This window comes from Anditalea andensis (genome assembly GCF_000714815.1).
GTDB lineage: Bacteria > Bacteroidota > Bacteroidia > Cytophagales > Cyclobacteriaceae > Anditalea > Anditalea andensis.
Genome location: NZ_JMIH01000015.1, coordinates 51235 through 69824 on the forward strand (window position 1 = coordinate 51235; position 18590 = coordinate 69824).

Below are 18590 nucleotides of genomic sequence, written 5' to 3' on the forward strand. Positions count from 1 at the left end.
AAAGGCTGATCCGTATGAATCAGCCTTTATATTATCTAAAATTGGATATAATTATCCGATAGAAATTCTCTTGAATTCTTTTACAGCCAATCCTTTGGATACGCTGTCAAGATACTGAGCGATGGTTTTGCTGTTGTCTTTTTCAAAAGACTGGCTTAGCAAAGTGTTCTCTTTGTAGAACTTCTGCAATTTGCCCATGGCTATTTTTTCAATCATTTCTTCAGGCTTGCCTTCTTGTCTGGCTTGGTCTTTACCTACTTCGATTTCTCTCTCTACAGTAGTTGAATCCACTCCGTCTTTATTTACGGCTACCGGGTTCATGCCCGCGACTTCATATCATAATCTTAAGATACGATCTATTTAAATACTTAATATAATTTTATTAATATAATTTTAATCTATGAAAAATTATATTAAAAGTATTTAATGATGAGCTTAATCTTCAATTTTTACAATATCTTACAATATAAATTGTATTATTTATAGATTAGTTTATCCTTATGACGTTTGGAATATAATATTTTAATTATTATATTTATTAACTAAAATTTTGGATAATATAAACTAAAAAATCTTGAAAAACTCGTATCTATCTATCCTCTTTTTTGGATTGGTAGCTATTAGTTCTTGTGAAGATGCAGGGCAAGATGAATTTACAGATCAAAAAAAACAAAAATTATCTGTTCAAGATCGTGAAGCTTATGAAACGAAGCTAAAGGAATTTACTTTGTTTATGGGAGAAGTTTTTAAAGACCCTGAGGCAAGACGAGAGTTGTTTGATTTTGCTAAAATTGAGGGAAATGAAAATGATGTTTTAGTATAATATGAAATTGTTATTTACAGAAAATGATAACCCACTTGCAAGACAAAAATCGGCTATTGTTTCTGCATTTTATAAAAATGCAGAAAATTACAGGTTATTAGAAGATGATGAGTTTAATGAACAAGAATTAATTGATTTTATTAATGATAATAATGTGGGAGTTTTAGCTCCGTATCTATATGACAATTTTGATCCGGAATCAATTACAGAACTGACAGTATCTTGGTGGACTGAAGAAATGGAACTTGAAGGAATGGCACAAGATCGGGATTGGGATGGTGAACCCCTGGTTTTAAAGTGGCATTAAATGAAGATGGTAATTTTATTCAGTTCAGGACTTCAGGATCTGCTTTTGTAGAAAATGATTTAATATATGCCAATGACGAATATGCTTATGAAAACCCAACGGTGGTATTTGGGAGTTTTAATGATGATGAAATGATCGTTGATCCAGGAGATCCTTGGTATGGTGGTAGAAGAGGTAATCCAAGCCCTCAACCGTCAGTTCATTACCCTTATGATTTAGGGCTTAATTGTACCAATGTCAGTAATACTGATATTATAAATTGGAGTATGAAAAATTTTAAAATTACTGGGAATACAAGAGGGTGGCCTCATCCAAATAGAATTTCCATGTGGGTATTAGGAACTAATCCAACTTCAGCACCATTTTTTGATAGGGAAAAAATAAGTAGAGGTGACTTTGATTGGAAAAATGATTTTATTCCTTATGGGGGTGTAATTGCAACAGGCTGGTAATTATCTAATTATAATCAAAATATAATAATAGGAGTCAAAAGACCTACTAATTCAATTGAACAAACCGTTCTTCTTTATCAGACAAATTCAGATGGAGAAGCGGAAATTAGTACTTCTGTTACTATTAGTAGAGCTCGTACTTTTTTAGTCACTAATCAATCTTGGTTAAGGTGCAGTGAATTGAATGGTAATTATTTGGTTGATAGGGGTAACGATTTTATAGGGCCTGTAGCTATTTGGGCATATGATGTGGGAAGAAAAGGGTTTGAAGTTCAATTTACTGTAGCACCACAGGTTATTAGATTAAATTAAAGAGTTATGAAAAAAATCTTTCTTATACTCACACTATTATATACAAGTCAAGTTAAAGCCCAACATTCTTCTGAATGGTTTGCCCGAACCAATGCCAATATTGTTCAAAATTATACCTTTGACCGAGGATATGCCTTAGGCATAGGTGCTCATTTGGGTTATAAGCCAAGCAGTAAGATAGCTAGAAAATGGAGTCCAGTGTTTTTATTAGGTATGGAGACTGTTCCAGGATGTATCAATCCGGATAATTGTGATGTGTTTTGGTATGATTATAATTTTAGGATCCAGGGTGGCTTTGAAAGGATAATTTTGGATACAGGGAGAGATAAGCTGACACTTGGTCTAGGCGCATCAATTTTTGCTGGTAGACTTTTAACTGGTAGGTTATAATCTATAGAAAATAATGGTAATGTGCAATCTTCCTATATTAAGGAATTTGAGGCAAGTCCTTCCCCTCAAATATCACTTAGGTATACTAATCCAGCTATTTCTTCCAGGTTATCTTTTGGATATATATTAGACTGGGGTATAATTGATGATGTGTTGCTTCATGGTTTTTCTATAGACTATAGAATAAAGTAAAATAAAAGGCTGATCCATATAATGAATCAGCCTTTTTAATATCTTAAATCGATTAGGATTATCCGATAGAAATTCTCTTAAATTCTTTAACAGTCAATCCTTTGGATACGCTGTCAAGGTATTGAGCTATAGTCTTGCTGTTGTCTTTTACGAAAGACTGGCTTAGCAAAGTGTTTTCTTTGTAGAACTTTTGCAGTTTACCCATAGCGATTTTCTCAAGCATCTCTTCAGGCTTGCCTTCTTGTCTTGCCTGGTCTTTACCTACTTCGATTTCTCTTTCTACTGTAGTAGAGTCTACTCCGTCTTTGTCCACTGCTACAGGGTTCATAGCAGCGATCTGCATAGCAACATCTTTACCGGCTTCTTCTACGTCAGAGCCGTTTGCATTTGTCAAAGCTACCAATACACCTAATTTACCATTGGAGTGGATATAAGGAGTAACTGCTTCACCTTTCACGATTTCAAAATGGCTGATATCGATTTTCTCACCGATCTTACCTGTCATTTCAGTGATTTTTTCACCTACGGTGATATCATCATAAGGAAGCGCAAGGATTTCTTCTTTGGATGTAGCGTTGTTTTCTACTGCCAGGCTAAGGATATTGTTGGCGAATGAACCGAACTCTTCGTTTTTAGCTACGAAGTCAGTTTCGCAGGTCAAAGAAAGAATGATACCGGTGGTGTTATTATCGCTGACTTTAGTTACTACCACACCTTCTTTAGTTTCACGGTCTGCTCTGGAAGCAGATACTTTTTGACCTTTTTTTCTAAGGATATCAACAGCTTTTTCAAAATCTCCTTCAGCTTCGGTAAGGGCTTTTTTACAGTCCATCATACCGGCGCCGGTCATTTGTCTTAGTTTGTTTACCTCTTGTGCAGTAATAGCCATTATTATAGGAAGTTTAAATGTGATAATTATTTAGTAAAACCGCTGGGGTTGATATGTCGGGGGTATTAACGAAAAATTGAACATAGGTAGGGATACCGTATGTTCAATCTCACGTCAATAAATAATCATAGTGGATTACTCTTTTGTTTCTGCTTCTGTGTCTACAGCTTTTTTAGCTTCTTCTTCTTCAGAAAGTTTAGCATCGTCTTTGTCTTTTCTTCTTTCAGAAAGACCTTCTTCGATAGCTGTACCAAAAGCTTTAATTAACAAAGAGATGGATTTGAATGCATCATCATTGGCTGGTATAGGGAAATCTACCTCATTCGGGTTAGAGTTCGTATCTACCAATGCGAAAACAGGGATACCAAGCTTTTTTGCTTCGGAAATAGCGATGTGTTCTCTTTTGATGTCCACTACAAAAAGTGCAGCAGGTAATCTGGTCAGGTCAGCGATACCGCCCAAAACTGATTCCAGTTTCTCTCTCTGTCTAGAGATCATCAAACGCTCCTTTTTGGCAAGGTTTGTATAAGCGTCTTCCTTCTGCATCTTATCGATGGTAGACATCTTCTTTAAAGACTTACGGATAGTAGCGAAGTTTGTCATCATACCACCTAACCATCTTTCGGTCACGTATGGCATGTTTAATCTCCTAGCTTCTTCAGCCACTAAGTCTTTCGCCTGCTTTTTGGTAGCTACGAACATTACTTTCTTTCCTGATCTTACGATCTGCTTGATTGCGTTGGATGCTTCTTCAAGGCAAACGAGCGTTTTATTAAGGTCGATGATATGGATACCGTTCTTCTCCATGAAGATATATGGTGCCATTCTCGGATCCCACTTTCTTGTTAAGTGTCCAAAGTGAACACCAGCATCCAGTAAGTCTTTATATTCAATATTAGCCATTATATATATGTGTGTATCTTAAAATATATGATTGAATAAAATCCCAAATTAACGTTTTGAGAACTGGAACTTTCTTCTTGCTTTCTTTCTTCCCGGCTTCTTACGTTCCACCATTCTTGGGTCACGGGTAAGGAAACCTTCTTTTTTCAAGGGAGATCTGTGCTCTTCGTTTATTTCACAAAGTGCTCTGGAGATTGCCATACGGATAGCCTCAGCCTGTCCTTTGATACCACCACCGTCTACATTGATTTTAATGTCATACGCATCGTTCTCGTTTACTAAAGCGAGAGGCTGCTTCACAACAATCTGATGCAAATCAAAAGGGAAGTAAACTTCAAGAGATCTGTTGTTTACAGTGATCTCACCTTTACCTGACTGCATATAAATTCTTGCTACAGACGTTTTTCTTCTACCTATTGTATTGATAACTTCCATTGATTGCTAGAATTAAAATTTAACTTCTTTTGGTTGTTGAGCGCTATGAGGATGCTCAGAGCCTGCATATACATACAGGTTACCATAGAGCTTGTTACCCAATCTTGTCTTGGGCAACATACCTCTGACTGCCTTCTCTACCAACATGATAGGAGATTTCTGCATCAGCATCTTTGGAGTAGCGATACGCTGGCCTCCTGGGTATCCTGTGTGACGGACATATACTTTGTCATCCCACTTTCTACCGGTAAGTCTGATTTTCTCTGCGTTGATGACAATTACATTGTCACCGCAGTCTACGTGAGGAGTATAACTAGGCTTAGTCTTTCCTCTCAAAATTTTTGCTACCTCACTGGCAAATCTACCTAGAACCATTGACTGGGCATCCACTACGATCCAGTTTTTCTCTACGGTAGAGTCATTTGCCGATACGGTTTTATAGCTTAAAGTATCCACTGTGTAAACGTTTAATTATTAGCTTGTTAAATACATTTCACCCTCAAAAAGGGACACAAAGATATAAGCTTTAATTTTTATATGCAAAGGAAATAGAAGTTTACTGCCTTATTTTCACGAGAATAGCTTCTTTAAAGCCTTCCCAATTCAATAATTTTAGAAAATTTCACAACGTATATTTCATTTGGCTTCAATGTAAGGTTTTTTTATAGAAAAAACGCTGTAACCTCTTTGCCCAACTTTTTTAACGCTGCCATTAAATTCTTTCTGACAAACTATCTGTTCTTCTCCAGCTGCTTCATCATCACTGCATAGTCCTTATGGTAAGGAGCTTCGACTTTTATAGTCTGCCCGTCCAATCCCGTAAAGCCTATGGAGTAGGCATGAAGTGAGACCCTCTGCATGATAGGCTGCTCTTCTGTGTCTTTCTTAAGGTTAAATCGCCTTTTTAGGTTAGATAAGTATAATGGCTTTCCCCCATACAGATCATCCCCACATATTGGAGCCTTCAGATAGGCCAGGTGAACCCTGATCTGGTGAAGCCTTCCGGTGACCGGCTTGCACTCTATTAAGGAGTGGGCATAGTAGGTCTTCAAAGTGGTGAAATAAGTGGTGGCAGGCTTGCCTTCCTTACTGACCTTGGCGATACCTTTATTATTGGCGAGCAGGTTTCGGTCCACAAGCGTATTATTGTGCTCATGTATGCCGTCCACTACTGCATGATAGATTTTTTCCACTTTCCTGTCTTCAAACTGTATCGCAATGTTACGGTAGGCTTCCTGGTGCTTTGCTATGACCAGGCATCCTGATGTTTCTTTATCCAGCCTGTGACACACCTGGGCATCAGGGGTGTACAACTTGGCCAGATGCAGGATGTTTTGAGACTCATGCCTATCGTCCAAAGTCGATAAATACGGAAGCTTATTGATTACGATGTAATCTGCGTTTTCAAACAGGATAAGATTTTTGAAATCTATTTTCTTCATACAGCTTTACGCTCTTCCAAATTAAGGCGCAAAATTAATATTTTTTGTAGTGATATCAAAATTATATTTTATGGGGGGTGTATATCTTTAGGATTACTTTATCTTTTGTAACCTGTTAGACCTGAACGGGATCTGTAATATAAGTACTATCATAAAATTGGAATAAAAGGATATTATTGATATTAATTTTTCAGTCTCAGCACTGCTTACTAAATTCATATTCTGTTTTTCATTCTCCATTAACTTATTTGGATACTTATACCCCAGTTGCTTTTAAAAAACGATTGAATGTGAAAATCTTATTGTTTACTGTACTCCTTTTAGGATTTACCTTATTCGATCTATTTGCACAGCGGGGCAATAACCAGTTAGCAATAGGAGCAGAGCTGGATCCGGTAATATCAGTTGATTCCTTTTTGGAGTATAATTTTCAAGTAGGTTTGCCTATTAAAATTTATTATGGTACGGGAAACCATGGTCAGTGGATGTTCCGTACTGGGCTACACTATTTATGGACGTATCCGAAAAACTTATTTGATCCCGTCAATAGCATAACGGCTAACGTGGTCCCTTTTGCTTTGGGATATAGGAGGAATTTCCAACATTTGTATGCGGAAGGGAGTGTCGGTTTGGCCTGGCAAAATAATAGGGTTGATACTGGAGATCCTGTTGTTGGATTTTCAGATTACCCGCTCGATTATGGATTTGAAGTAGGCTACCAATTGCATAAAATAGATATAGGGATTTCACTACAGAATTTGCCCTACACCTTTGAGCACATAGGAGGAAATACGGTACTGGTTGGGCTAAAAGCTATGTATAGATTCGGGTTATAGTATCACAATATTTTTCTATTCAATATGTTCAAATAAGGTCATACATGATGCTTTTAATAATAGCTTCTTAAATAAAGAGCATGAAATTCCCAAAGGGGTATGATTAAGATTTAGCTTCAGGCAGAGAAAAGCTGAAAGTAGATCCCTTCCCGAGTACACTTTCTACCTTGATTTTACTATTGTGGCCCTCCAGAATATGCTTAGCTATGGCTAAACCCAAACCGGTTCCACCACCTTCTCTAGAGCGGCTTTTATCTACACGGTAGAATCTTTCAAAAATTCTTTTTACATCTTCTTCCGGGATACCTTTGCCGTTATCCTTTACACTAAGATGGACTTTCTTTTTCTCAGCTTTTAAATCCACATTTACTTCGCCTCCTTCATTGTTGTATTTTATAGCATTGCTGATGAGGTTTTGGCATACGCGAAAAATTTTGTCCTTGTCTGCAGTGATATGGTATTTCTTTGCTTTATCAAAATAAAACCTTACTGTCACATCTCTTTTTTCAGCCTTGTTTTCCAGCTGTTCGATCACTTCCAGGATAAGGTCTTTCAGGTCAAATGTCTCCAAGTGAAATTTGACTACCCGGTTTTCCATTCTGTTAAGCGTAAGCAGGTCACCTACCAGATTATCGAGGGCATTAAGACTTTTGGCAGCACGTTCTAAAAATTTATAACGAACAGCTTCATCTTCTACTGCACCGTCGAGCAGGGTGTGAATGTATCCGGATGCCGCAAAAATGGGGGTCTTCAGCTCATGTGAGATGTCAGCTATGAATTCTTTTCTGAAAGTAGCATTTTCCTGAAGTGTTTCGATCTCTTTATCCTTGGCCAAAGCATAGGAATTGATAGTACTGTTGAGATTTTTTAAAGGGGATATGGATGGTTTTTGCCTTTTCTTTCCCACTAATGAAAGATCTTTTTTTTGGATTTTATCCAGTACCATATAGATCTTGCTAATCTCCCGGAATATTAAAAACTCCAAAGTGATATTGGTAAGGATGAATGACAGGGCGAATGAAAGCACACCTGCCACTAATAATATCGTGGTGGTGGCTTCGTCCAAAAGAGAAAGAAAGGCTAATGTAAGGGCAGATATGGCAAATGCCAAAACAATAGATATCCCCCTTGATGTGGTAAACATGGTTAGTTTAATTCAAATTTATAACCTACTCCCTTTACAGTAGTGATATAGTCATCCCCTATTTTCTCCCTTACCTTTCTAATGTGAACATCTACGGTACGGGCTAAAACAAAAACATCCGCTCCCCAAATGTTCATCAATAAATCATCTCTGCTAAATACCATATTGGGGTTTTTGGCAAGGAAATATAACAGTTCAAATTCTTTTTTGGGAAGTATAATTGTTTTGCCGCTTTGATCTATGGTGTAGCTGGTACGGTCTATTGTTAGGTCTTTAATCCTGATCTGTAATACTTCCTGTTCTTTTTTCGTTTCTCTTCTGAACAGCGCAGAAATTCTGCTTAGAAGTGCCCTTGGTTTGATAGGTTTGGTGATGTAATCATCAGCGCCTACATCAAAAGCCGCAACTTCTGAATATTCCTCTGACCTGGCAGTAAGAAATATAATGAATGCGCTTTTCAGCTCAGGTATATCTCTTATCTGGCGGCATGTCTCTACGCCGTCCTGATTTGGCATCATGATATCCAGTAATATGACATCAGGCTTAAATTTAATAGCGGCTTTGACAGCTTTTATGCCATCACTAGCGGTTTCTACCTCGTAACCTTCTTTTTCCAGGTTGTATTTTAATAAATCAATAATGTCAGGTTCATCGTCTACGACCAATACCCTGGTTTTAGTTTTTTCACTCATGTGAGTTCAATCATTAATCTTATATAAACACTGCTAATTTAGAAAAAGAAACATCAGGATGAAGACAAGCTACAATTATTTAAAAGTTAATCGGGAATTTCTATCAGTAATTGTTAATTTATTGTGAAGGAAGTGTGAATTAATTGTTGCGAAGGTTTTTTGCTTCCGTTATTTCCATATCCAGGGCTCCGACGACCATATTGGCTTTTATCTTAACAGGAATTTTGTTTTTATCATTTGTTATCCAAACTTTAATGGGAAATTCTCCGCTAAATAATTTATTATTGGGCATTATCGGGGAGAAAATTAATGTTTCAAAACTGCCTATTTTAGTAGAAAGCCGTTCCCTTCCTTCATATATTAATTTTAAGTTATATATTTCTTTGTCGAAAAAACCTTTTATTACTATTTCCTCTCCTTTTTTAAGTTTGCTGAGGTTCATGGTCCTAAGCTGATAAAAACCACTGACGATATCCTGGGCATTGGGCGGTATATCATAAGTATTTGTTTCTTCCACTCGCTTATTTTCCCTATCAAATAGTTTTACATTCGCTTTTCCTTTTGAATGATCAAAGGATACCTGTTCATGCTTCCTGTAATTACCTTCTTCTATATGTCTATATGACTGGAGCGGGATAAGCCGCGTAGTATCTACAAAGGTCCCCCAGTTATCTTTTACATAGAATATTTTAAATATGCTGAGGGTTCTTCCGTAAACATCTATTTTATAGGTAGGTTTTCCATTTATATTATAAATATCAGGATTGGTGATCATTTTGGCTTCCGCAGCATTAAAAAAAAGATATTTAACTTTAAAGGTAAGTTCCTCTCCATTAGAAAAAGCTTCATTCCTTGCCATCTGAACCGTGTCGGCAGCTGTCAAGGTAATAGCGGTAAACAAAAAGAGCAGTTTAATCTTTATACGCATACAATTTATTTCAATAGTCTATACAAACTCAAATGATATTTCAATTAGTTCTTCAAGACATCCGTAGGAATGTTAAAAGTACTAAAAGACGATTGTAAAACAATGCTTATTATTAAGTTGATATTCATCAGCCGAATGTTTACTTTCACATAATTATTCTATATACGAAAAAAACACCAATTATATATGAGCGATAACAGTGAAAAATTAAAAGCACTTCAACTCACCATTGATAAGTTAGAAAAAGCATACGGTAAAGGGACCGTCATGAAATTGAGCGATAACCATGTGCAGGATATTCCTGCCATTTCTACTGGGTCTTTGGGTTTGGATATGGCTTTGGGGATAGGTGGTATACCCCGGGGCAGGGTTATAGAAATATATGGGCCAGAATCATCCGGTAAAACTACCCTTTCTATGCACTGCATAGCAGAAGCTCAAAAGGCAGGCGGCATGGCTGCATTTATAGATGCAGAGCATGCTTTTGATAAAAGTTATGCCGAAAAGTTAGGGATCGATACAGAAAACCTACTCATATCACAGCCGGACAATGGAGAGCAGGCATTGGAAATCGCTGAACACCTGATCCGTTCGGGAGCTATAGATATCATTGTCATAGATTCAGTGGCTGCATTAGTGCCGAAAGGTGAACTAGAAGGGGAGATGGGGGACAGCAAGATGGGCCTACAGGCACGTCTGATGTCCCAGGCACTGAGGAAGCTTACCGGAGCTATCAACAAAACAGGCTGTGCCTGTATCTTTATCAATCAGCTAAGGGATAAAATAGGGGTGATGTTCGGAAGTCCAGAGACTACTACCGGTGGTAATGCCCTGAAATTTTATGCTTCTGTGAGACTGGATATCCGTAGGATCGGTCAGATTAAGGAAAACGCTGATACCATACTCGGTAACCGGACAAAAGTTAAGGTGGTGAAAAATAAAGTGGCACCTCCATTTAAAGTTGTCGAATTTGATATTATCTATGGTCAGGGAGTTTCCAAGGTAGGGGAGATTATTGATCTCGGCGTTGAGTTTGAGATAGTGAAAAAAGCCGGGTCATGGTTCTCATATGAGGGCACCAAGCTGGGCCAGGGCAGAGATGCTGTTAAAAGCTTACTTTTGGATAATCCTGAACTGATGGAGGAACTGGAAGTGAAGATCAAAGAAAGGGCAGGCCTGGCACCGGCTGTCCCTGAAAAGAAAGGAAAGAAAGTAGCAGAAGAAAAATAATAGAAGGGAAGCGGAAGCTTCCCTTTTTGTTTGGTCGTTTTATTACAAAGAAAATGATAATTATGATTATCCGCTCGTATATGAGTAGGAAAAACGTTTGTAATAACTTATCTGTCAATCAGTTACTTCTGAAATATTTCCAGTTAAGTTTTGTTATAGCTTAACAGGAGGTATTTTAGCAAAAAGGCCCATCGATAGATTAGTTATTGATTCAAATTAACCCTACTGTCATAGTAGCGGATATATTTAAAAATAAAATATAACGTAGCTCTTAAATTATTAACTACTTTTTCTGTATTTATCCAATAAACAAAACAGTATTAAGTAAAGTCCTTTTTAAAACATTTTATCTATGTTAAGCAGCAAAAAAATAACTTACAGTTAATTTAGCATTCTCTTTTCTTGGCAGTTTATGGTCTTGTACTGAAGAGTTCTCTGAAATCATATAGGAACAAAATAGTAAGGAAAACCTTATTACGTTAGAAAATGCCATTGGATTTGCTTCCGTCTTAAAATTTCCAGTGTCTTCGTATAACGAAAGTCCAGAGAGTAGGTCAAAAGATGCTGAACCTTTTATAACTTATAAAACTGTGAATACATCTTCTTTCAATCTTAGACACAAATGAACTACCCGCACTTCACATAGTAAATTACGAAAAAGGGGGTTATGTCGTGATAGCAGGAGATAAAAGGGTTTCCCTTATTCAAGCTTATGCGGAAAATGGTAGTTTAACGCCTGATACCGAGGAATTACAAGAAGGCTTAATTATGTGGTTATCAAAAATTACTGAAGTAGTTATTAAAACTAGAAATGACATTGTTTATGGCAATGCTCCCATAGTGCAAAAATTTGAACCTAGTCAAACCAGAGCGTTAACAAATGCCTAACAGTAATTCATGTCCAGAAAATTGTCTTAGAAATAGTTATTCTAGAGTCAATCCATTATTGAGTACAACTTGGGGGCAGGGGGGTGGCTATAACAATGAATTAGAGAATTTAGGCTGTACCATTACTCAAAAGGGAGAGCTCCGGCTGGGTGTGTGGCAACTGCAGTTGACCAAATAATGAAGTACCATAAATTTCCTAATACATACAACAGGGACGCAATGCCAAACCATTCGGGAAGTGCAGCGACTTCAATACTTATGAGGAACATAGGAAACGGGTTTATGAATAGACTCATTAGTTAATACTGCTCTGATCAAAGAATTTAAGGGGGATAACCCTACCGGAAGTACAGCTGTGCTTGTAGAAGTGCTCATGGCCAGTAATGTAGGAAGAGAAGTATGGGATAAAGGGTTGCCCGTATTGGATGACCTGCATAATATGAATTACGGATGGAGGCTACCCGAGGGGGTTCTGGCTACTGATGAAAATCTCCAGGAATTCAAAACTGATAAATACATAGAAGACCTCCGCGAGTTAAAGCCCGAAGTGACGATGGTCATCATGCACTGTACGGATCACAGAAGTATTTGAACATATCTCTGCATCAGGTGAAACACGTAAAGGGGACATGCTGGCCATGATAGATCCCAGGTTCAAAAAATTTATAGAAGATGAGGGATTTATTTTGACTACTTGGAGAGAGCTTAAAGAAAGAAGGGATAGGATAAAATAAAATGGGCGTGGGTTTCTACATCTGCAAGCAATCAACTACCCCATGGTCAGGGAATAAGCTATATATTATTTCTTCTTTGGTTCTCTTAAATCAGGAAAGGTAAGATGCCTATATAAAAAAATGGCGACCGCTTCAAATCAATAAATCCACTTTATTATAGTAAGTGCGAAAAACACGATAATTAGTGTGGCGATGAGATTAAGCCATATACCTGCCTTAATCATGTCTTTCATCCTGATCAGTCCGCTGGAAAAAAGGATAGCATTTGGCGGGGTAGCTATAGGTAGCATAAAGGCGAAGCTAGCCGCCAATGTCACTGGTATGACCAAAATCAGAGCCGGTAAACCCATGCCTGATGCTATTCCTATTACCACAGGTATAAAGATGGTCGTAAGGGCTACATTGCTCATCAGTTCTGTTAAGAACAGAGAAGTAAACGTCAGTATTAGGATCAGGGTCCATTCTGGTATGTTTTCAAAAGAGCTGACAAAATTGCCTACCTCCAATACGATTCCTGAGGCTTCCATGGCTTTAGCCAAGCATAATCCGCCTCCAAAGAGCAGTAATATGCCCCAAGGCATCCTGTCCATTTGCTGCCAGCCCATCAGTCCCTTTTGGCCTGTTTGCCCAGCTGGTATGATAAACATCAGCACGCCGCCTACCATGGCTATCAGTGTGTCGTTTAAGACCGGGGTTCCTATCACATTATTAATCGGAGATCTAAGGATCCAGCCTAATGCTGTAGCCATCACAATGAGGCTTACTCTGATTTCTGCATTTCCCATTGGCCCCAATTCGGCCAATTGTGATTTGATCAACTGATCCGAACCAGCTATTGCAGCCATTCTATTGGGGTACAGAACATAGACAAGCAATCCATACATGATGACTATCATCAGAAGTCCCAACGGAATACCGATCAATAACCATGTGTTAAAATCTACCTCCATATTTAAAAACTGCCGCATCATTCCTACCATCACCACATTGGGCGGTGTGCCTATGATGGTCACCACTCCGCCTATATTAGCAGCGTAAGCTATGCCCAGCATCAAGGTAAGAGCAAAGTTTTTATATCCTTTATCCTGTTCTATTGAGGGTACCTGGATTTTAAATAAATTAATGATAGATAGTGCTACAGGAAGCATCATGACCGCCGTGGCTGTGTTGCTGATCCACATGCTCAAAACAAATGTGGCAGTGTAGAAACCCAGGATGATGCCGTTAGGTTTACTTCCTGTCAGGGTGATCAGTTTGAGTGCTATTCTTAGGTGCAGCTTATTATGCTCCATAGCTAAGGCGATAATAAAGCCACCCATAAATAAGAATATGACAGGATCTGCATAAGGGGTGGTAGCACTCATCATGTCGAATATTCCTAAAACAGGGAATAAAATTATCGGCAGCAGGGATGTAGCTGGTATAGGTACAGCCTCTGTGATCCACCAGGTGACCATCCACGCGGCTACTCCTAATACCAAAACCATGTCAGGTACCTCAGAAGTGAGGGAAATAATATATGAAATGAAAAAAAGTACCGGCCCTATGATCAAGCCGACACTTAACTGAAATTTTTTAGGAATACCCACTGCGCATACTTATCTAAAGCACTAATTTACGTGGACCTGATAGCTTCCACGGGATCTAATCTTGCAGCGAGAGTAGCAGGTATGATGCCCGAGACTACCCCTATGGCAGATGATAGGCCTACCCCTAGCAAAATGTTTTTAAATGAGATAGTGACCTCCAGCGATCCTAAAGGCACAAAAGTCATCAAGAAAACGATTAATAGACCAGCCATACCGCCAAACAAACTAAGGAAAGTAGCTTCAAACAGAAACTGCAGCAGGATAAAATAATTTTTGGCTCCAAGGGATTTCTGTATGCCTATTATATTGGTTCTTTCTTTGACTGAGACAAACATGATGTTAGCTATTCCAAAACCGCCTACTAATATAGAAAATCCCCCTATTACCCATCCCGCTATGCTGATCACATCAAAAATGGAACCTATAGCATTTTGTATATATTCTGATTTATTTAAAGCGAAGTTATCTTCTTGGGTAGGTTTGAGTCCTCTTTTGTTTCTGAGAAGTCCTGCCATTTCATTTTCCAACGCGATCAGACCAATGTCATCTTCAGTGCCTTGGGCGGCTATAGTAGGTTCAATGCCGAAACGGCCTACATTATACATCTTGGCAAAAGAGCCATAGGGTACCAGGCAGGCCTCATCTTTAGAGGGCAAGTCAAAAAGACCTTCTCCTTCTTCTTTAAATATACCTACTACCAGGAACTTATGTCCCTTGATTTTTAATTCTTTTCCCAGCGGATCTTGTCCTGGAAAAAGGGCATTGGCAATTTTCATTCCGATGAGTGTCACGTTTCGGGCAGCACTAATTTCCAGCTCCGTGAAAAATCTCCCCTGATCTACAGGAACATCAAAAACTTCCTTATAATCAAAGAGTACACCTTCCAAATTTGCACCTGAGAAGGAATTGCTTCCTGCTTTTAAAAGGGCATCGGCAGACGCAGAAATAGTAACAGATTCTGCGTTTTTTAAGCGTTGTTTTAAAAACTGATATTCTTGGAAGGTGGCAGGAGGCCTTTGAAAATATTTCCACCAGGGATATTCACCTCCTCCGCCAAAAGGAAACCTATCTACGCGGATGACATTTGTACCAAGGAACGAAAAACTCGCTTTGATGTTCTTTTCTAAAGAATCTACGAGTGTAAATACTGCTATGATAGCAAATATACCTATGGTTACCCCTAGCAGGGATAATATGGTACGGGTAAGGTTTGATTTTAACGCTTGAAGAGCAAATCTGAAACTTTCCCAAATCAGTTTTAAGAATATTACCACCTTCTTTTTGTCTTGGTTGAAAAACTAATTCCCAATATAGATAGATTTGGGTATTATTCTTATTATATTTGCAGTTTTTACGAACATTTCGTTAAAATCAAAAAACCAGAAACATTCAACCTAATATATGAAATTATCAGATTTCAAATTCGACGTTCCTAGAAAGCTTATATCCCTATACCCTCAGTCAAACAGGGACGAATCCCGTCTTATGGTGGTACATAAAAAAACCGGTCAGATTGAGCACAAGGTATTTAAGGATATCATTGATTATTTTGATGAAGGGGATGTTTTCGTTACTAATAATACAAAAGTTTTCCCTGCCAGACTTTATGGCAACAAAGAAAAAACTGGTGCTAAAATAGAAGTTTTCCTTCTTCGTGAATTGAATCAGGAACTTAGATTATGGGATGTACTCGTAGATCCAGCCAGAAAAATTAGGGTAGGAAATAAACTGTATTTTGGGGACAGTGATCTGGTAGCCGAAGTTATAGATAATACTACCTCAAGAGGGAGGACCATCAGGTTTTTATTTGATGGTACTGATGAGGAATTTTATAAAACCATCGATACATTAGGCGAAACACCTATCCTAAAAGAATTTATAGAAAGACCTATTGAAACAGAGGATAGAGAGCGCTATCAGACTATATATGCTGAGCACGTAGGTGCTGTGGCAGCTCCTACAGCAGGTATGCACTTCACTCATCACCTGATGAGAAAGTTAGAAATCAAGGGTGTGGAGGTAAGTCCTATCACACTTCATATCGGTTTGGGCACTTTTAGACAAGTGGACGTTGAAGATCTGACCAAGCATAAGATGGACTCTGAAAACTATGACATCCCTTCTGAAACAGTAGAGCTTGTAAATAGGGCTTTGGACGCCAAGAAAAAGGTGGTTTCTGTCGGTACTACTTCTCTTAAAACGATAGAATCTTCAGTGACAGCTAATGGTCGACTTAAGCAGAGCAGTGGATGGACTGACAAGTTCATCATCCCGCCGTATGATTTTAAAATTGCCAATGCTTTGGTGACTAATTTCCATTTGCCTGAATCGACACTTTTGATGACTACTTCTGCTTTTGGGGGATATGACCTGATCATGAAGGCCTATCAGGAAGCTATCAAAGAGAAATACAAGTTTTTCTCCTACGGAGATGCTATGTTGATCATCTAATTAAAGGCTCTTCGGAGCTTTTTTTTATGTTCATTATTGGTTTACTCGATCGAATCAAAATGTGACATAATTAGTCATTCCACATCAGGCTTCTTGCCAATAGTATGATTTTCATCCTTTTGATTATTTTTGGAAACTTTTGGGCCAAGGATGTAAATTATCTGAGCTAATTACGAGCATAGAATGACTGATTTCATGCTTTAGGTTACTAAACATTAAAGCCCATTCATTACCTTAAGCATCTTCTGCTGGTATAGGTTTATTAAAATGTAGTTTTCATCTATTTGCTATACTAAATTTTTTCTGCTAAAAACCAGTTCTACCTTTCATTTTGCTATTTTTGGACATGAATAACTGTGCCATCATAGTAGCCGGTGGAAGCGGTACCCGTATGGGGGCTCCGCTTCCTAAGCAATACCTGGAAATAGGTGGAAAACCTATCCTTATGCATACACTTTCTAAATTTCTTAAATTTTCACCCAAAATAGATTTGATATTGGTCCTTCCTTCTCCGGATATGGATCTATGGAAAAGCCTGTGCCTACAACATGAATTTACTGTGAAACACACCGTTATATCAGGTGGAAAAACCAGGTTTCAGTCTGTAAAAAATGGATTGGCCGCTTTGGGCGAAGATCATGATCTGGTGGCTATCCATGATGGGGTCAGACCATTTGTGAGTGTGGAGGTGATAAAAAATTCATTTATAGAGGCACAAAAATCAGGCAGTGCTATAGCTGTGGCACCTTTAAAAGACTCTCTGCGAAAACTCCGTGTGCATGGAGGCTCCCACTTTCAGGATAGGCAACAGTTCAGGCTGGTACAAACACCCCAGACTTTCCAGGTAAAGAAAATAAAGCGGGCTTTTCAGATAGATGAACTGCCTATATTTACAGATGATGCCACTGTATATGAACATCAGGGATGGGAAGTGAGTCTCATATCTGGAAATCCCGAAAACATTAAAATCACCACTCCCGAAGACCTGGATTATGCGGAATATTTACTAAGTAAGCAATAGCTTCTTTTACCGACATAAGGCTGACGTTTACCGATATCATGCTATCCTTTGTCCGGTTGGCATTTTAATCATCTGACTTTCTATTTAGATTTGATTATAATTTACACTGTTAAACATCTATTTTATGAGAGGAAGAGATTCAATAGCTAATAATGGTAATGTAACCTTTGGATTAGTGATCTTAATTATCGGTACGGTATGGCTGCTCAAGACCATGGGGGTATTGATCCCCGGTTGGGTGATATCTTGGCCTGTGGTGCTTATTGCCATTGGCATAGTTGTCTCGGTGAAGCATAGTTTTCGAAGTAGCGGGGGCGCGATCCTAATATTGGCAGGTAGTTATTTTCTTCTGAAGAGAGAATTTTTGATTCCATTGGAGTTTGAGCAGTACCTATTGCCAGTAGGGCTTATACTCCTAGGTATAATCATCATGTTTAGAAGAAGGAGGAGATCCCATATATGGGAAGATTCAGGAAACTGGGATGATAAAAAAAAAACAGTAACTGAAGATACTTCTGGGCAATCGGGTAAATCTTGGAGCCCAAGATTTACTGAAGGGGCTGGAATTTTTTCCACTATATTTAATGATAGTTCAGAGCATATCAATCTGGAAGCAGTATTTACCAGTGTGCAAAAAAGAGTGCTTTCAAAAAAATTTAAGGGGGGTAAAGCTTTTGCTTTATTTGGAGGTATGGAAATAGACCTCTCACAGGCTGACCTTGGCGAAAATCCGGTGTTGGATGTAGAGATTTCCTTTAGTGGCTTAAAGCTTATATTGCCGCCACATTGGGATGTGCAGTTGGATGTGACCAATATGTTTGCAGGAGTGGAAGATAAACGTATTTATCCACAGACTACAGCTGAGCCTGCCAAAGTGTTACTGATCAAGGGAACGGTCATATTTGGAGGTTTGGAGATAAAATCGTACTGAG

At 38.4% G+C, this 18590-nt stretch carries 22 protein-coding genes and 1 pseudogene; 12 read left to right on the plus strand and 11 right to left on the minus strand.

Annotated elements, in window-relative coordinates:
* Positions 1-51: 51 nt before the first annotated feature.
* Positions 52-333: pseudogene (locus tag EL17_RS07610) on the minus strand (translation elongation factor Ts); the annotation flags it as partial.
* Positions 334-574: 241 nt separating this feature from the next.
* Between EL17_RS07610 and EL17_RS07615 the strand changes: the two are divergent.
* The 4 genes from EL17_RS07615 to EL17_RS07630 all read left to right on the plus strand — a co-directional run bounded on the left by EL17_RS07615 (position 575) and on the right by EL17_RS07630 (position 2284).
* Positions 575-823 (plus strand): hypothetical protein, encoded by a 249-nt coding sequence (locus EL17_RS07615; RefSeq protein ID WP_035072300.1) that lies wholly within the window; start codon positions 575-577, stop codon positions 821-823.
* A gap of 1 nt (position 824) precedes the next feature.
* Positions 825-1130 (plus strand): hypothetical protein, encoded by a 306-nt coding sequence (locus EL17_RS07620; protein ID WP_035072302.1) that lies wholly within the window; start codon positions 825-827, stop codon positions 1128-1130.
* Complete coding sequence (locus EL17_RS07625) at positions 1121-1582, plus strand: hypothetical protein (RefSeq protein WP_035072304.1); 462 nt, start codon at positions 1121-1123, stop codon at positions 1580-1582. Before EL17_RS07620 ends, EL17_RS07625 begins: the two co-directional genes overlap by 10 nt.
* A 318-nt stretch (positions 1583-1900) precedes the next feature.
* Positions 1901-2284 carry a hypothetical protein gene (locus EL17_RS07630; RefSeq protein ID WP_035072307.1) on the plus strand — a complete coding sequence of 128 codons (384 nt, stop codon included), beginning with the start codon at positions 1901-1903 and terminating at the stop codon, positions 2282-2284.
* 250 nt (positions 2285-2534) lie between these two features.
* Here the strand turns inward: EL17_RS07630 and tsf are convergent, their stop codons facing one another.
* The 5 genes from tsf to EL17_RS07655 form a co-directional block, all read right to left on the minus strand.
* Positions 2535-3365 (minus strand): translation elongation factor Ts, encoded by an 831-nt coding sequence (gene tsf, locus EL17_RS07635; RefSeq protein WP_035072309.1) that lies wholly within the window; start codon positions 3363-3365, stop codon positions 2535-2537.
* Positions 3366-3500: 135 nt separating this feature from the next.
* Positions 3501-4268: a 30S ribosomal protein S2 gene (rpsB, locus tag EL17_RS07640; protein ID WP_035072311.1), complete on the minus strand. Its 768-nt coding sequence runs from the start codon at positions 4266-4268 to the stop codon at positions 3501-3503.
* Between the two features lie 48 nt (positions 4269-4316).
* Entirely contained in the window at positions 4317-4703 is a 387-nt protein-coding gene (gene rpsI, locus EL17_RS07645; protein WP_035072313.1) for a 30S ribosomal protein S9, read from the minus strand.
* A gap of 12 nt (positions 4704-4715) precedes the next feature.
* On the minus strand, positions 4716-5159 hold the full coding sequence (gene rplM / locus EL17_RS07650; protein WP_035072314.1) for a 50S ribosomal protein L13: 444 nt from the start codon (positions 5157-5159) through the stop codon (positions 4716-4718).
* A 275-nt stretch (positions 5160-5434) separates the two neighbouring features.
* Positions 5435-6145 (minus strand): RluA family pseudouridine synthase, encoded by a 711-nt coding sequence (locus EL17_RS07655; protein ID WP_035072316.1) that lies wholly within the window; start codon positions 6143-6145, stop codon positions 5435-5437.
* Between the two features lie 290 nt (positions 6146-6435).
* On the opposite strand from EL17_RS07655, the gene EL17_RS07660 reads away from it, so the two are divergent.
* Complete coding sequence (locus EL17_RS07660; protein ID WP_164675002.1) at positions 6436-6981, plus strand: hypothetical protein; 546 nt, start codon at positions 6436-6438, stop codon at positions 6979-6981.
* Positions 6982-7084: 103 nt separating this feature from the next.
* Here the strand turns inward: EL17_RS07660 and EL17_RS07665 are convergent, their stop codons facing one another.
* The 3 genes from EL17_RS07665 to EL17_RS07675 all read right to left on the minus strand — a co-directional run bounded on the left by EL17_RS07665 (position 7085) and on the right by EL17_RS07675 (position 9745).
* Positions 7085-8125, minus strand: a complete 1041-nt coding sequence (locus EL17_RS07665; RefSeq protein WP_035072320.1) for a sensor histidine kinase — start codon at positions 8123-8125, stop codon at positions 7085-7087.
* Positions 8126-8127: 2 nt separating this feature from the next.
* Positions 8128-8817, minus strand: a complete 690-nt coding sequence (locus EL17_RS07670) for a response regulator transcription factor (RefSeq protein WP_035072323.1) — start codon at positions 8815-8817, stop codon at positions 8128-8130.
* Positions 8818-8956: 139 nt separating this feature from the next.
* Positions 8957-9745: a DUF3108 domain-containing protein gene (locus tag EL17_RS07675; protein WP_035072325.1), complete on the minus strand. Its 789-nt coding sequence runs from the start codon at positions 9743-9745 to the stop codon at positions 8957-8959.
* A gap of 186 nt (positions 9746-9931) precedes the next feature.
* Between EL17_RS07675 and recA the strand changes: the two genes are divergently transcribed.
* The 4 genes from recA to EL17_RS22600 all read left to right on the plus strand — a co-directional run bounded on the left by recA (position 9932) and on the right by EL17_RS22600 (position 12455).
* Positions 9932-10975 carry a recombinase RecA gene (gene recA / locus EL17_RS07680; protein ID WP_035072327.1) on the plus strand — a complete coding sequence of 348 codons (1044 nt, stop codon included), beginning with the start codon at positions 9932-9934 and terminating at the stop codon, positions 10973-10975.
* 609 nt (positions 10976-11584) lie between these two features.
* Positions 11585-11863, plus strand: coding sequence for a Spi family protease inhibitor (locus EL17_RS07685; RefSeq protein ID WP_262482679.1), 279 nt, complete (start codon positions 11585-11587; stop codon positions 11861-11863).
* Positions 11864-11977: 114 nt separating this feature from the next.
* Positions 11978-12166: a C10 family peptidase gene (locus tag EL17_RS24335; protein ID WP_394332158.1), complete on the plus strand. Its 189-nt coding sequence runs from the start codon at positions 11978-11980 to the stop codon at positions 12164-12166.
* A 52-nt stretch (positions 12167-12218) separates the two neighbouring features.
* On the plus strand, positions 12219-12455 hold the full coding sequence (locus EL17_RS22600; protein ID WP_051719871.1) for a polysaccharide deacetylase family protein: 237 nt from the start codon (positions 12219-12221) through the stop codon (positions 12453-12455).
* Between the two features lie 279 nt (positions 12456-12734).
* Here EL17_RS22600 and EL17_RS07695 read toward each other — a convergent pair whose 3' ends face one another.
* Together EL17_RS07695 and EL17_RS07700 are read right to left on the minus strand one after the other, a co-directional pair.
* On the minus strand, positions 12735-14186 hold the full coding sequence (locus EL17_RS07695; RefSeq protein ID WP_240485951.1) for an SLC13 family permease: 1452 nt from the start codon (positions 14184-14186) through the stop codon (positions 12735-12737).
* Between the two features lie 26 nt (positions 14187-14212).
* Positions 14213-15454, minus strand: coding sequence for an ABC transporter permease (locus EL17_RS07700; RefSeq protein ID WP_084166152.1), 1242 nt, complete (start codon positions 15452-15454; stop codon positions 14213-14215).
* Between the two features lie 133 nt (positions 15455-15587).
* On the opposite strand from EL17_RS07700, the gene queA reads away from it, so the two are divergent.
* The 3 genes from queA to EL17_RS07715 all read left to right on the plus strand — a co-directional run bounded on the left by queA (position 15588) and on the right by EL17_RS07715 (position 18589).
* Positions 15588-16637, plus strand: coding sequence for a tRNA preQ1(34) S-adenosylmethionine ribosyltransferase-isomerase QueA (queA, locus tag EL17_RS07705; protein WP_035072333.1), 1050 nt, complete (start codon positions 15588-15590; stop codon positions 16635-16637).
* A gap of 346 nt (positions 16638-16983) precedes the next feature.
* Positions 16984-17658 carry a 2-C-methyl-D-erythritol 4-phosphate cytidylyltransferase gene (locus EL17_RS07710; protein WP_035072335.1) on the plus strand — a complete coding sequence of 225 codons (675 nt, stop codon included), beginning with the start codon at positions 16984-16986 and terminating at the stop codon, positions 17656-17658.
* Positions 17659-17782: 124 nt separating this feature from the next.
* Positions 17783-18589, plus strand: coding sequence for a LiaF transmembrane domain-containing protein (locus EL17_RS07715; RefSeq protein WP_035072337.1), 807 nt, complete (start codon positions 17783-17785; stop codon positions 18587-18589).
* Position 18590: the final 1 nt, after the last annotated feature.